Below are 12,458 nucleotides of genomic sequence, written 5' to 3'. Positions count from 1 at the left end.
CGGGTTCAGCCCCCGTTAAACATCCCCCCTTTGAACATCTCCGGCACCGTTTCAGACCGTGCCGTGGAAGGCGTAGGCTTGCATGCCGATGCTGCCATGCTCGAACCCGGTGTGAAGCCGCTCCGTCCGCACCGCGCTGCCGGCGGCGCCGAAGGCCACGGGCAGGGGCAGGAAATGCTCGTCGGTGGGATGCGCCGCCTTCGCCTGCGGGCAGAGCGTCTTCCAGCCGGCCAGCGACGCTTCGTCGCCCGCCGTCAGCACCCCGTCGAGCCAGCCGGCGAAGTCCTCCGCCCAGCCGGCCACGTCGCGCTCACCGAAGCGGAAATCGCCGAGATTGTGGACGGCGCCGCCGCTGCCCAGGATCAGCACGCCGTCCTGCCGCAGGGGCGCCAGGGCGCGGCCCAGCGCGATGTGGTCGGCGGCGGTGGCGCCGGGCTGGACGGACAGTTGGGCGACCGGGATATCGGCCTCCGGGTACATCAGCATCAGCGGCACCCAGGCGCCGTGGTCGAGCCCCTGGCCAGGGTCCACCGCGGCGCCGGTCAGCGCCCGCACGCGGTCCGCCAGCGCCGGGGCGCCGGGGGCCGCGTAGCGCATCGCGTAGAGGGCGCGGGGAAAGCCGTAGAAGTCGTGGATGGTGTCCGGCTGCGTGGCGCCGCTGATCGCCGGGGTCTGGGTCGTCCAGTGCGCCGACACCGCGATCACCGCGCTCGGGCGGCCCAGCCGCGTGCCCAGACCGGCCAGGAAATGGCGGCCCGGCGAATCCTCGATGATGAGGGTGGGGGCGCCGTGCGAGACGAAGACGCTGGGGAAGGCGGAAGAGGGCAGGGCGGTGGCCGGCTGGGTCGTGGTCATGGAAGAGGCTCCGGGTTGCCGGACCATTCCATCAAAGAAAAACCCCGGCGCCTAGGCCGGGGTTTTTCGAAAGACTGTTGCCGGTGGGGCAACGATCTCAGTGCAGGTGCTTCGGCAGCTCGGCGATCGACTGTTCGATCAGCTTGTCCGCCTGGGCCGGCTGGATGCCGGTTTCCAGGATGCGGCGGCTGGCGTCCATGGCGATGTCGACGGTCAGGTTGCGGACCTCGGCCAGCGCCCCGGCTTCCGCCTGGGCGATGCGGTCCATGGCCTGGGCCTCGCGGCGCTTCAGCGACGCTTCGAGATCGGCGCCGGCCTGCGAGCGGAGGCGGTCGGCCTCCTCGCGGGCGTGGGCGATGATGGCCTCGGCCTCCTTCAGCGCGTCGCGCTGACGGCGCTGGTAGTTGGCGAGCAGCGCCTGGGCGTCTTCACGCAGGCGCTGGGCCTCGTCCAGTTCCGCCCGGATCTTCTCGGCGCGGGCGTCGAGAAGGCCGGTGATCGCGCCGGACGCCTTCTTCCACACCAGGGCGGCGAAGATGATGAAGGCGATGGCGACCCACATTTCAGGCGTGTTCATGACCGGCGCTCCTCGATCACGGCGGCGACCGCCGCATCGGCCTGGGCCGCGTCGACGTTCAGCCCGGCCAGACGGCCGGCGACGTCACGGGCGATGTCGGCGGAGATGGAGCGGACGTTGGCGATCGCCTGCTCCTTGGCCGCGGCGATGTTCGCCTCGGCGCTGCGCAGACGCTCGGCGTTCTCGGCGTTCAACTGGGCCTGACGGGCGTGGTTGTTCGCGTCGATCTCGGCGGCGACCTGGGCGATCAGGGCCTGGGCTTCGGAACGGGCCCCGGCGAGGGACTGATCGACCTGGGCCATGGCGGCCTCGGCCTCTTCCTTGAGCGAAGCGGCCTTGCTCAGGTCGCGCGAAATGCGCTCCTGGCGCTCCTCCAGAACCTCGGCCACGCGCGGCAGCGCTTTCTTGGACAGGAGGTAGTAGAGGGTGATGAAGGTCAGCGCCAGCCAGAAGATCTGGGTGGGGAAGGTGGCGGGATTGAGCTGCGGCAGGCCGCCGGCGGCGTGCTCGCCGCCATGGGCGGCTTCCGGCGCGTGCTCCGCCGTCGCCGCCAGGACGTTACCGGCAAGCACGGTCAGAGTGGCGAGCGAGGCGCCCGCAGCACCCGACCAGCGGACCAGCCGTCGCTTGGCCAACAGGTTCGGCATGGATCGGTCCCCCTAGGCAAGAATGCGGCGCCGAAACTTCGAGAGCCCGGCGCCGCGTCAGAGCGAAATTGAAAGTTCGCTCGGGCCTTAGGCGAACAGGATCAGGAAGGCGATCAGCAGGGCGAACAGCGCGACGGCTTCCGTCAGCGCGAAGCCCAGAATGCCGATCGGGAAGACCTTCGGCTGGACGGCCGGGTTGCGGGCGATCGAACCGATCAGGGTCGAGAAGATGTTGCCGATACCCAGGCCGACGCCGGCGAGGGCGATAACGGCCAGACCGGCACCGACGTACTTGGCGGCTTCAGCTTCCATGGTACTCATTCCTCTAGGTAAGGGTGAACTGTGGTGAAAACGGTGAAGGGATGATCCGGGTCGGCGCTGGTGCTCAGTGCAGTTCCAGCGCGTCGCGGATGTACAGGCAGGTCAGGATCGAGAAGACGTAGGCTTGCAGGAACGCGACCAGGAACTCGAAGCCGGTCAGCGCGATGTTGATGGCCAGCGGGACGAGGCCGGCGAGGAAGCCGACGGCGCCCAGGCCGCTGATCATCATAACCGTGAAGCCCGCGAACACCTTCAGCATGGTGTGACCGGCCATCATGTTGGCGAACAGTCGGATCGACAGGCTGACGGGACGCATCAGGTAGGAGATCACCTCGATCGGGATGAGGATCGGGGCGAGCGCCACCGGCGCGCCGTGCGGCATGAAGAAGCTGAAGAAATGCAGGCCGTGCTTCATCAGGGCCAGGACGGTCACGAACACGAACACCGTCGCCGCCAGCGTGAAGGTCACGATGATGTGGCTGGTGAAGGTGAAGGTGAACGGGATCATGCCGACGAGGTTGCCGAACAGCACGAACATGAAGATCGCGAAGACGAACGGGAAGTACGGGCGGGCATCGTGCCCGGCGTTGTCCCGAACCATGTTCGCGACGAATTCGTAGAAGATCTCGGCCAGGGACTGCAGGCGGCCCGGAACCAGGGCGCGGCCAGACATGCCGAAGACGAGCAGCGCATAAATCAGCGCGACCGCCACGACCATGAAGAAGGCCGAGTTCGTGAAGGACACGTCATACCCGGCGATCACGATCTGGAGGATCGGGTTGATCTGGAACTGGTGCAGCGGATCCAAGGTCGTCCTCGCTCAGTGTGCGTCGCCGTTGGGGCGCTCGTTGTCATCCTCACGGGCCCGGCGGTAGCCGGGGGCTAATCCGAGCCCGGTGATGGCCCGGTAGACATTCAGAATTCCGGCCGCCGCGCCGAGGAAGAACATGACGATCAATCCCCAGGGCGCCGTTCCGAGCCAGCGGTCGAGCAGGAGCCCGCCACCGACGCCAACGATCATGGCAGCGACCAGCTCGGTCCCGATTCGAAAGGCGATGCCGAGAGGACTCTGCGGCAGCCGGTGATATTTCCCCGGACCGCTCTGCGATTCCTTCCCTTCACGCGCCTTCTTCAGTCGGGCGTCAAGCTCTGCCAGAGACGGCGGGGGCTTTTCGTCGCTCATGTCGCTTCGTTGTCCCCGTTGTCTCGCAGCCACGCGAAAGCGGCGAGACCATACGGACAGGGCACAACCCTGTCAAGTCGCAAAACCCTTAATACAAGTGCTTGAAAACCCAACAAAACCGCGCCGAAACCTTGGTATTACCGGGTCAAGGGGCGCGGCTCCGCTCATGTTTTCCGTCAGCCGGCAATGCGGGTGCCCAGATCCTGGGCCACGCGGTCGGCGGTGGTGCCCGCCGGATAGACCCCGAGGAAGCGCCCGTCGGGGCCCATCAGGTAAAGGAAACTGGAGTGATCCATCAAGTAATCCCCCGGTTTTCCGCCTTCCTGTGGCGCCTTGGCGTAATAGACCCGGTAGGCCTTGGCCGCCGCCTTGACCTGCTCCGGCGTGCCGGTCAGCCCGACCAGATTGGGGTGGAACAGCCCGACATAGTCCTTCAGATGCGCCACCGTGTCGCGCTCCGGGTCGACGGAGATGAACATCGGCTGCACTTTCTCCGCCTGCACGCCCAGCAGATCCATGGCGCGGGCCATCGTGCCCAGCTCCGTCGGGCAGACGTCGGGACAATAGGTGTAGCCGAAATAGATCAGCAGATACTTGCCGCGATAGTCGGCGTCGGTGACCGTCTTCCCGTCCTGGTCGGTCAGGGTGAAGGGGCCGCCGATGGGCACGCTGCTCTGCACCGTGCTGGAGGCGTTGTCGACCTGCCACCAGGCGATGCCGGCGGCGATCACGAGCCCCACGGCGGAGGCGGCGGCAATGCGGATGAGTCGGGCTTTCATGACCGACTGGAATGGGGCGGCGCACGGTCCAGGTCAAGAGGACAATCTGCCCAGGGCGGGGCATCGCGCGCTCAACAGAGGCGCCGGGTGGCCCAGCGCAGGGCCAGCGCCGCCGGGACCGTCACCAGCGCGATCAGGAAGATCGTGGTGCCGATCAGGGTGACGGTCGTTGCGTAGATCGCAGCGGCGGCGAGTCCTCCCGGAATGCCGAAGAGCAGCCAGGTCAGGCGGGGCTTGCAGGATACGAAGCTGACGAGGGCTCGGACCACCAGCCAGCCGATAAGCCGTGCCAGCACATCGATCACCAAGTCCATCCGAAACCCCGCCTCGCTTCCGGTTCCTCACGCGGCCTTGCGTGCCGGTTCTCCCGAATGGGCCAGATGGTCGCCGATGCGCTTGTCGAAGCGCTGGATGTGACCCGTCAGCCAGTCGCGGAAGAGGGCCAGCAGGTCGTCGCCGACCCGCGCCTCCCCGGCCGCGAAGCGCTGCTTCAACTCGGCCACGCGCTTGCGCAGGGCGTCGTGCTGCGCCTTGTGCTGGACGAAATCGGGATAGCCCGACCGCTGCATCACCCGCTCCTCCTCCTCGAAATGCAGGACGGTGTAGGCGACGAGCTGGTCGATGGCCGACCCGATGGCCTGCGGCACTTCGCCGCCCCGGATGCGCCGGGCCGCCCGGTTGATCAGCGCGACCAGGATCATGTGGTCGTTGTCGATGTCCTCCTGCCCGACGGCCAGCGTGTCGTTCCAGGGCATGAAGACCTCCTCCCCGCCGGGGGCGAAGAGCGTTGCCAGCTCCGCGCTGTTGATCGCCGCCACGTTGACCAGGAAGGCATCGACCAGGGCGCGCAGGGACCCAGCCTGCTGCGCGAGGCTTTCGGCGGCGTCGAGCAGGCTGTTGGCGGCCTTCTCCGTCTCCAGGGCGGAGGCCGAGACCTCGTCGATGCTGGTGGAGACCTGCCGCGTGCCCTGCGCCGCCTCCCCCGCGCTGCGGGCGATCTCGCCGGTCGCCGCGCCCTGCTGCTGGACCGCGGCGGCGATGGAGGTCCCGATCTCGTCGCTGCGGGCGATGATTCCGGCGATCTCGCGGATGGCGGTGACGGCGCCGTGGGACGCGTGCTGGACCTCGCTGATCTGGGCGGCGATCTCCTCGGTCGCCTTGGCGGTCTGACCGGCGAGGTTCTTCACCTCGCCCGCCACCACGGCGAAGCCCTTGCCCATCTCGCCGGCCCGCGCCGCCTCGATGGTGGCGTTCAGCGCCAGCAGGTTGGTCTGGTTGGCGATGCTGGTGATGAGATCGGCGACCTCGTTGATTTTCTGCGCGGCGTGGCCCAGCCCGTCGATGCGCTCGCTGGCCTGCCGGGAAGCGGTCACCGCCTCCAGCGAGATGTGCGAGGAGGTGGCGACCTGGGTGCCGATCTCGGCGATGGCGCTGCTCAACTCCTCGGCGGCCGCGGCGACGGTCTGCACGTTCACGGACGCCTGCTGCGAGGCCCCGGCAACCGAGGCCGCCTCGCGCATGTTGCGGTCGGCGGTGTCGGACAGGGAACGCGCCGTGTTCTCCAGCGCCTGCACCGCCTGCCCGACCGTCCCGACCATGGCGCTGACCGTGGCGTCGAACCGCTCGGTCAGCCGTTCCAGGGCACGGGCGCGCTGCCCGGTCACGCGGTGCTCCACCTGCTGGCGCTCCCAATGGCGCCGCAGGTCGATCTGGTTGTTGCGGAAGACCTCCAGGGTGCGGGCCATGACGCCGATCTCGTCGCCGCGCTGCGTGCCGGACACCGTCACCGCCGTGTCGCCGCCGGCGAGCGTCTGCATCACCCCGGTCATGGCGTGCAGCGGACGGACGATGGCCCGGCTGACCAGCAGGGCGATGCCCGTCGCCACCAGCGCGATCAGCAGCCCCAGCCCGCCGAGGAACAGGGCGGCCTCGCGGAAGGCGGCGGCCACGTCGTCCACATAGATGCCCGACCCGATCAGCCAGCCCCAGGGCTCGAACCCGCGCACGTAGGAGATCTTCGGCACCGGCTCCGCCTGACCCGGCTTCGGCCACAGGTAATCGACGAAGCCGCCCTCCGCCGCGACGCCGACGCGGGTCATCTCGACGAACAGCAGTCTGCCGTTCGGGTCGGTGGTGCGCGACTGGTCCTGCCCGTCCATCTCCGGGCGGATGGGATGCATGATCATGCGCTGCGCGCGGTCGATGACGAAGAAATACTCCGAACCGGCGTAGCGCAGCCGGCGCAGCGCGTCCTTGGCCGCCGCCTGGGCGGCGTCGCGGGTCAGCGCGCCCTTGCGCTCCATCTCCTCGTAGTGGGCGACGAGGCTGTGCGCGACCTCCACCACGCTGCGGGTCTTGTCCTGGCGGTCCTTCATCATCTCGGCGCGCAGGCCGAACAGGCTGACGGCGGCGATCAGGGCGAGGCCGACGGCCGCGGCGCCCAGGATGACGGAGATCTTACCCTTGATGCTGATGCGCTCGAACACCTGACGTTCCTCCGGAATCTTCCTTATGTCCGGCACACCGGCGCCGGTTCCGGGCGGTGCGGCGACCGTCCGAAAATTCCGCTAAATTTTTTGTTACTTTTGCTCCGCGCACCTGATCGTCGTCAAGGCGGATCAACCCGGGGTGAGAAAACGTCGCGGGCCACCGTCCAAAAGTTTGGAAAAGAAAGATTGCGGCGGCGTGAAAAAAGAAAGGGGAGGCCCGAAGGCCTCCCGCAGTTGCGAACCGGTGGGGTGGTTGCGCGTCGATGCGCTTCGTTTGCCGATGGCTTCAGAGCACGGTCAGCATGCTGGCGACCAAGGGGTGGCGGACGATGTCGGTGTCGCTCAGCCGGACGACGGCGATGCCCTCCACCGCCTCCAGCCGGCGCGCGATGTCGGCCAGACCCGACAGGTTGTCCAGCAGGTCCGTCTGGTCGGGATCGCCGGTCAGGACCATGGTGGAGTGCCAGCCCAGGCGGGTCAGCAGCATCTTGATCTGGGCGTAGGTGCAGTTCTGCGCCTCGTCGATCACCACGAAGGCGTTGTTCAGGGTGCGCCCGCGCATGAAGCCGACGGGCGCGATCTCGATGGTGCCGTCGGCCATCAGGGCGCGCAGGCGCTTGGCGCCCAGCCGCTCGCTCAGCGCGTCGTAGAGCGGGCGCAGGAAGGGGGCCATCTTCTCGTGCATGTCCCCCGGCAGATAGCCGATGCTCTCACCCGCCTCGATGGCCGGGCGGGACAGCACGATGCGGTCGACCTTGCCCTCCTCCAGAGCCTCCACCGCGGAGGAGATCGCCAGATAGGTCTTGCCGGTGCCGGCGGGGCCGAGCGCCACAACGAGGTTATGGTCCTTGATCGCCTCCATCAGCCTCTTCTGGTTGGGGCTCTGGGGCTTGACCTTGCGGAGATAGCTCTGGTCGCGGCGGTCGGCGCCGCCCACGGGGTCCCAGCCGGCGGCGGGGAACAGCGGGTGGACCGTCGACTCGGACGCTGAAACGGCGCTGCCTTTGGTCTGGCGTTTGGCCATATCGCTCTCCTAACGTCACGTTGGTGGGCGGCGGCTCCGGGCACAAAAAAACCTCCCGCAAGGGGGAGGTCGTCGATGCTGCTGTGCAACAGGATGGCCGGAGTCTGGCTTGCCGGTGCGAGGCGTGCGTCCCGTCGGCTGCGCCCGTCATGGGGTGCCGGCGACAATCGGACGCTCGGGAACGAAGCAGGGTGCAAGCGGAACCTCTTCGTCAGAATAGGAACCTCACATCACAAACATAGGACGCGTGGCGGCGAAGGTCAGTCGAAATTGCGGGCATCGCAAAAGATTCACACAAGATGTTGTGGATGAGCCGCAGGTGGGAGCGCAGCGGCGACGGGCTACCGCCAGAGGCGGAGGGAACCCGCCGCCGTTGCGACAAGGAGATGTGTCGGGGGTGCATGAACCATCTCTGCGGGTGCTGTTGGGAGGGAAAGATGCCGCAGCGCGAAAAGGGCATATCCCTGCGAAACCCTTTGCCCGGCGAATCCAGTTCCATTACCATACTTTGTAGTGAGACCTTCCGCTGACGCAACACATGGACCTCCAGCCCGGACGGGGACGCCCTGTTCCGGCCGATGGCGCGTGTGTCCGGCGGTTGTCACTCCATCGGCGCCGGGAAAGGCTTGAACGGATGGGGCCCGCGCCGCTAGAACCCGGGTGGTTGACCCTTCCGCCCTGGTGCCTGGCCGATGGCCCCAGACATGCGGACGACACGGATTCGGCAGGAACACAAGCAGGATGGCAGCGGTGAGCAGCGCCAGGCAGGGTGCCGATCGGGACGGTCCGTTCCAGTTGCGGGGCAATTCCTTCACCATGATGGTGCTGAAGGTGAATGATCCGGCGTCGCCGGACTTCTTCACCCAGCTCGCCGTCAAAGTCCGGCAGGCGCCCAATTTCTTCCGCAACGCCCCGGTCGTCCTCGATTTCGAGGAACTGACGGAGGACACCCCGCGCTTCGACATCGCCGCCCTGGTGACCAACCTGCGCGCGCTGTACCTGCTGCCGGTCGGCTTCCGGGGCGGGCCGCGCGCGGTCCATGAGGGGGCGCTCGCCGCCGGCCTGACTCCGATGCCCGCCGGCCGCGCCGCCAAGCTGGAGTCCGCGGCACCCCCCGCCGCCGAACCGCAGGCCGGTGCCGCCCCGATCCCGGCCCCGCCGCCCGAGCCGGTTTACCGTCCGGCGCTGCTGGTGACCGAGCCGGTGCGCTCCGGCCAGCAGATTTACGCCGAGAAGACGGATCTGGTCATCACCGCCCCGGTCTCCCCCGGCGCGGAGGTGGTGGCCGACGGCAACATCCACGTCTACGGCGCGCTGCGCGGCCGGGCGCTGGCCGGTGTGTCCGGCGACACCAACGCGCGCATCTTCTGTCACAGCCTGGAGGCCGAGGTCGTCTCGGTGGCCGGGCTGTACCGCGTCAGCGAGGATTTCGGGAACGACGTGCTGAAGAAGCCGGTGCAGATCTTCCTGCGCGACGGCTATCTTCACATGGAGCCCCAGTGATGACGCTTTTGAGCGCTTTCTGTCGAATGGCCCTCTGTGCGAGGACGGTGTCACGCAAAGCGTGCCCGGCACAGACCCTGATCTGCGTAACCCGGTAACCGGACCTTGGCGGCAACATTTAGGAACGTGGGAGAAGCTCCGTTGGGCAAGATCATCGTCATGACTTCCGGCAAGGGCGGCGTCGGCAAGACGACCTCCTCCGCCGCTTTCGCGACCGGACTCGCCTTGCGCGGCTTCAAGACGGTCGTCATCGATTTCGACGTCGGGCTGCGCAACCTCGACCTCATCATGGGCTGCGAGCGGCGCGTGGTGTTCGACTTCATCAACGTCATCAACGGCGAAGCGAAGCTGAGCCAGGCGCTGATCAAGGACAAGCGCATCGACAACCTGTCGATCCTGCCGACCTCGCAGACCCGCGACAAGGACGCCCTGACCCGCGAAGGCGTGGAGAAGGTTCTGAACGAACTCTCCAAGGATTTCGACTACATCGTCTGCGACAGCCCGGCGGGCATCGAGCGGGGCGCGCTGATGGCGCTGTACTTTGCCGACCACGCGGTGATCGTGACCAACCCGGAAGTCTCCTCGGTCCGCGACAGCGACCGCATCCTCGGCGTGCTGGCCTCCCGCTCGCGCCGGGCGGAGCAGGGTCTGGAGCCGGTGACCCAGCAGCTTCTCCTCACCCGCTACGACCCGGAGCGGGTGGAGCGCGGCGAGATGCTGAAGGTCGACGACGTGCTGGAGATCCTGGCGATCCCGCTGCTCGGCGTGATCCCGGAGAGCCAGGCCGTGCTGCGCGCCTCCAACGTCGGCATGCCGGTCATCCTCGACGAGGCGTCCAACGCCGGCCAGGCCTATCTGGACGCGGTCTCCCGCTTCCTGGGCGAGGATGTCGAGCACCGCTTCGTCGCGCCCCAGAAGAAGGGCCTGTTCAGCCGCCTCCTCCGGAGGTCCGCATGAGCATCTTCAGCTTTTTCCGGTCCGCCCCCCGCGCGTCGGCGGTCCAGGCCAAGGAACGCCTCCAGATCGTCATGGCGCACGAGCGCGCCGGGCGGACCGGGCCGGACTATCTGCCGATGCTCCAGCAGGAGCTGCTGGCGGTCATCGCCAAGTACATCGACATCGACCAGAACAAGGTCGAGGTCAAGCTGGACCGCGGCGGCGACTGCTCGACCCTGGAGCTGAACATCGAGCTGCCGGCCCGCGAGGCGGCCGCCAAGGCGCTGAAGGAAAGCGCCAAGCTGGCGGTGGCCGGAAACCGGCCGGTGGCGGCCAAGGATGGTGACGAGTCCGATCCGGTCAAGCTGGCCGCCGGCGGCTCTCTGACCAACGGCGGCGTCAAGAAGCGCCGCTGACCGCCCTATGCTTCTGACCGATCCCGCCGCAGCCGGCCCGCTGCGGCGGGATTTTTCATGACCTATGGCGCTTCATCCTCGCGGTCATAGGCCGCAGCTCCCTGGCGGGCTGGACTTCCGTGCGGGTTTACCTCGGCCGTTCGAAGAGGTATCAACGGATTGGAGCCCGTCAGGGACCGGCCTTCGCGGGCCAAACCCTCCCCGGGCGTCGTCGCGGCAGTGAGGGAGTGGCGGCCGATGTTCTTCGAATGCTCGCGGCTGATCGACGGCAACCAGCCGCGCCTGTCCAACGGCATCACCGTGACCGACGTCGACGGTGACGGGGCATTCGAACTGGTGGTCACCGGCTACGCCACCAACAACCTCATCCTCAAATGGGACGGCTCCCGGCTGGTGGACATCGCCGGGCCGCTGCTGGCCGACGCCTCGGGCTGCGCGGTCGCCATCGCCGCCGCCGACGTGGACGGTGACGGGCGGGAGGAGCTGTATGTCCTGAACTCCGACCGGGCGAGCGGGCCGAAGGAGATGGGCGACCGGCTGTTCGCCTGCTTCGGCAAGCACTGGCTCGACCTGCTGGCCCAGCCGGAGAACGCCGGCATGGCGAACCGCGTCGCCGGACGGTCGGTGATCGCCATGGACCGGCACGGCCATGGCCGCTACGGATTCGTCGTGGCGGCGGACGGCGGCCCCTTCCGCCTGTTCGAGCTGAGCCGGCGCGGGCGGCTGGAGGACGCGGCGGAGGAGGCGGGCATCGACCTGATCGGCGCCGGCCGCGGGCTGCTCGCCCTGCCGTTCCTGTCCGACCGGGTGGACCTGTTCGCCTGCAACGAGGGCGGACCAAACTTCCTGTTCCGCAACCTGGGCGACGGAACCTACGAGGAGATCGCCGAGGAGCGGGGGGTCGCCGATTCGCGATTCGCCGGACGGGCTGTGGCCGCAGTGGACGGGCCGGGCTACGGCGGGTTCGGGCTGCTGGTCGGCGCCTGGGAAGGGCCGCAGCGCCTGTTCGTCCAGCGCTCCGGCGGCGGCTTCGTGGACGAGGCCGATCCCGAGATGTCCTTTCCGGGCCGGGTGTCCAGCGTGATCGCCGCTGATTTCGACAATGACGGCTACGAGGAGCTGTTCTTCAACCTGCACGGCGAACCGAACCGCCTGTTCGGGTGGCGCGACGACCGCTGGCAGGCCATCGATCTCGGCGACGCGCTGGAGCCCAAGGGGCTGGGGACGGGAGCCGCGGTGGCCGACATCGACGGCGACGGGCGGCTGGAGCTTCTCGTCGCGCATGGCAACGGGGTGGGCCATGGGACGGGCGGCGGATCGCCGCAGCCCCTGTCGCTCTACCGCACGGCGGCGAACCACAACGGGTGGCTGCGCGTGCTGCCGTTGACCCCCTACGGCGCGCCGGCGCGCGGCGCCGTGGTCACCTGCACGGCCAACGGGCGGCGGCAGCGGCGCTCCGTCTGCGCGGGTTCGGGCTATCTCTGCCAGATGGAGCCGGTGGCCCATTTCGGGCTGGGCAGCGCCCGCACGGTGGAGCGGCTGGAGGTGCGCTGGCCGGACGGCATGACGGCCATCGTCGAGAACCCGCCCATCGGCCGGCTGCTGACCGTTCCCTATCCGCCGGAGTGAGGCCGCCGGAGTGAGGCGACGGCACAATCTTGCGTCCGGTAAACGGTTGAGCGATGTCGGGCGGACGGTTGAGCTGAATCATATTTCCGCCCGGCAACA

General features: G+C 68.0%; 14 protein-coding genes. 4 read left to right on the top strand and 10 right to left on the bottom strand.

The genetic code is table 11. From position 1 onward, the window contains the following. Positions 1 to 51: 51 nt before the first annotated feature. The 10 genes from ACFPMG_RS17205 to ACFPMG_RS17160 form a co-directional block, all read right to left on the bottom strand. Complete coding sequence (locus ACFPMG_RS17205) at positions 52 to 855, bottom strand: DODA-type extradiol aromatic ring-opening family dioxygenase (protein ID WP_376996352.1); 804 nt, start codon at positions 853 to 855, stop codon at positions 52 to 54. 97 nt (positions 856 to 952) lie between these two features. Continuing rightward, positions 953 to 1,432: a F0F1 ATP synthase subunit B family protein gene (locus ACFPMG_RS17200; protein ID WP_038529084.1), complete on the bottom strand. Its 480-nt coding sequence runs from the start codon at positions 1,430 to 1,432 to the stop codon at positions 953 to 955. Beyond that, complete coding sequence (locus ACFPMG_RS17195) at positions 1,429 to 2,079, bottom strand: F0F1 ATP synthase subunit B family protein (RefSeq protein ID WP_051140136.1); 651 nt, start codon at positions 2,077 to 2,079, stop codon at positions 1,429 to 1,431. Before ACFPMG_RS17195 ends, ACFPMG_RS17200 begins: the two co-directional genes overlap by 4 nt. An 87-nt stretch (positions 2,080 to 2,166) precedes the next feature. Beyond that, entirely contained in the window at positions 2,167 to 2,391 is a 225-nt protein-coding gene (locus ACFPMG_RS17190; RefSeq protein WP_014239727.1) for an ATP synthase subunit C family protein, read from the bottom strand. Positions 2,392 to 2,464: 73 nt separating this feature from the next. Then, positions 2,465 to 3,208, bottom strand: coding sequence for a F0F1 ATP synthase subunit A (locus ACFPMG_RS17185; protein ID WP_094305931.1), 744 nt, complete (start codon positions 3,206 to 3,208; stop codon positions 2,465 to 2,467). 12 nt (positions 3,209 to 3,220) lie between these two features. Then, a complete protein-coding gene (locus ACFPMG_RS17180) occupies positions 3,221 to 3,583 on the bottom strand; it encodes an AtpZ/AtpI family protein (protein WP_014239729.1) in 363 nt (120 codons plus the stop codon). A gap of 176 nt (positions 3,584 to 3,759) precedes the next feature. Continuing rightward, the gene (locus tag ACFPMG_RS17175; protein ID WP_376996351.1) at positions 3,760 to 4,362 is read right to left on the bottom strand and encodes an SCO family protein; all 603 of its coding nucleotides are present in this window, start codon (positions 4,360 to 4,362) and stop codon (positions 3,760 to 3,762) included. 71 nt (positions 4,363 to 4,433) lie between these two features. Continuing rightward, complete coding sequence (locus ACFPMG_RS17170; RefSeq protein WP_376996350.1) at positions 4,434 to 4,658, bottom strand: hypothetical protein; 225 nt, start codon at positions 4,656 to 4,658, stop codon at positions 4,434 to 4,436. Positions 4,659 to 4,703: 45 nt separating this feature from the next. Then, positions 4,704 to 6,848 (bottom strand): bacteriohemerythrin, encoded by a 2,145-nt coding sequence (locus ACFPMG_RS17165; RefSeq protein WP_376996349.1) that lies wholly within the window; start codon positions 6,846 to 6,848, stop codon positions 4,704 to 4,706. A gap of 289 nt (positions 6,849 to 7,137) precedes the next feature. Continuing rightward, positions 7,138 to 7,875 (bottom strand): PhoH family protein, encoded by a 738-nt coding sequence (locus ACFPMG_RS17160; RefSeq protein WP_137140118.1) that lies wholly within the window; start codon positions 7,873 to 7,875, stop codon positions 7,138 to 7,140. 741 nt (positions 7,876 to 8,616) lie between these two features. Between ACFPMG_RS17160 and minC the strand changes: the two genes are divergently transcribed. From minC to ACFPMG_RS17140, 4 genes are all read left to right on the top strand, one after another. After that, positions 8,617 to 9,378 carry a septum site-determining protein MinC gene (gene minC / locus ACFPMG_RS17155; RefSeq protein ID WP_376996348.1) on the top strand — a complete coding sequence of 254 codons (762 nt, stop codon included), beginning with the start codon at positions 8,617 to 8,619 and terminating at the stop codon, positions 9,376 to 9,378. 141 nt (positions 9,379 to 9,519) lie between these two features. Further along, positions 9,520 to 10,335 (top strand): septum site-determining protein MinD, encoded by an 816-nt coding sequence (gene minD, locus ACFPMG_RS17150; RefSeq protein WP_376996347.1) that lies wholly within the window; start codon positions 9,520 to 9,522, stop codon positions 10,333 to 10,335. Next, positions 10,332 to 10,730, top strand: coding sequence for a cell division topological specificity factor MinE (gene minE, locus ACFPMG_RS35415; protein ID WP_465252024.1), 399 nt, complete (start codon positions 10,332 to 10,334; stop codon positions 10,728 to 10,730). Before minD ends, minE begins: the two co-directional genes overlap by 4 nt. A 237-nt stretch (positions 10,731 to 10,967) precedes the next feature. Then, a complete protein-coding gene (locus ACFPMG_RS17140) occupies positions 10,968 to 12,359 on the top strand; it encodes a CRTAC1 family protein (RefSeq protein ID WP_376996346.1) in 1,392 nt (463 codons plus the stop codon). Positions 12,360 to 12,458 lie beyond the last annotated feature (99 nt).

The sequence above is a fragment of the Azospirillum himalayense genome (genome assembly GCF_042657465.1).
Lineage (GTDB): Bacteria > Pseudomonadota > Alphaproteobacteria > Azospirillales > Azospirillaceae > Azospirillum > Azospirillum himalayense.
Note: the sequence above shows the minus strand (reverse complement) of the source record. Positions and strands in the feature narration are given on the sequence as shown.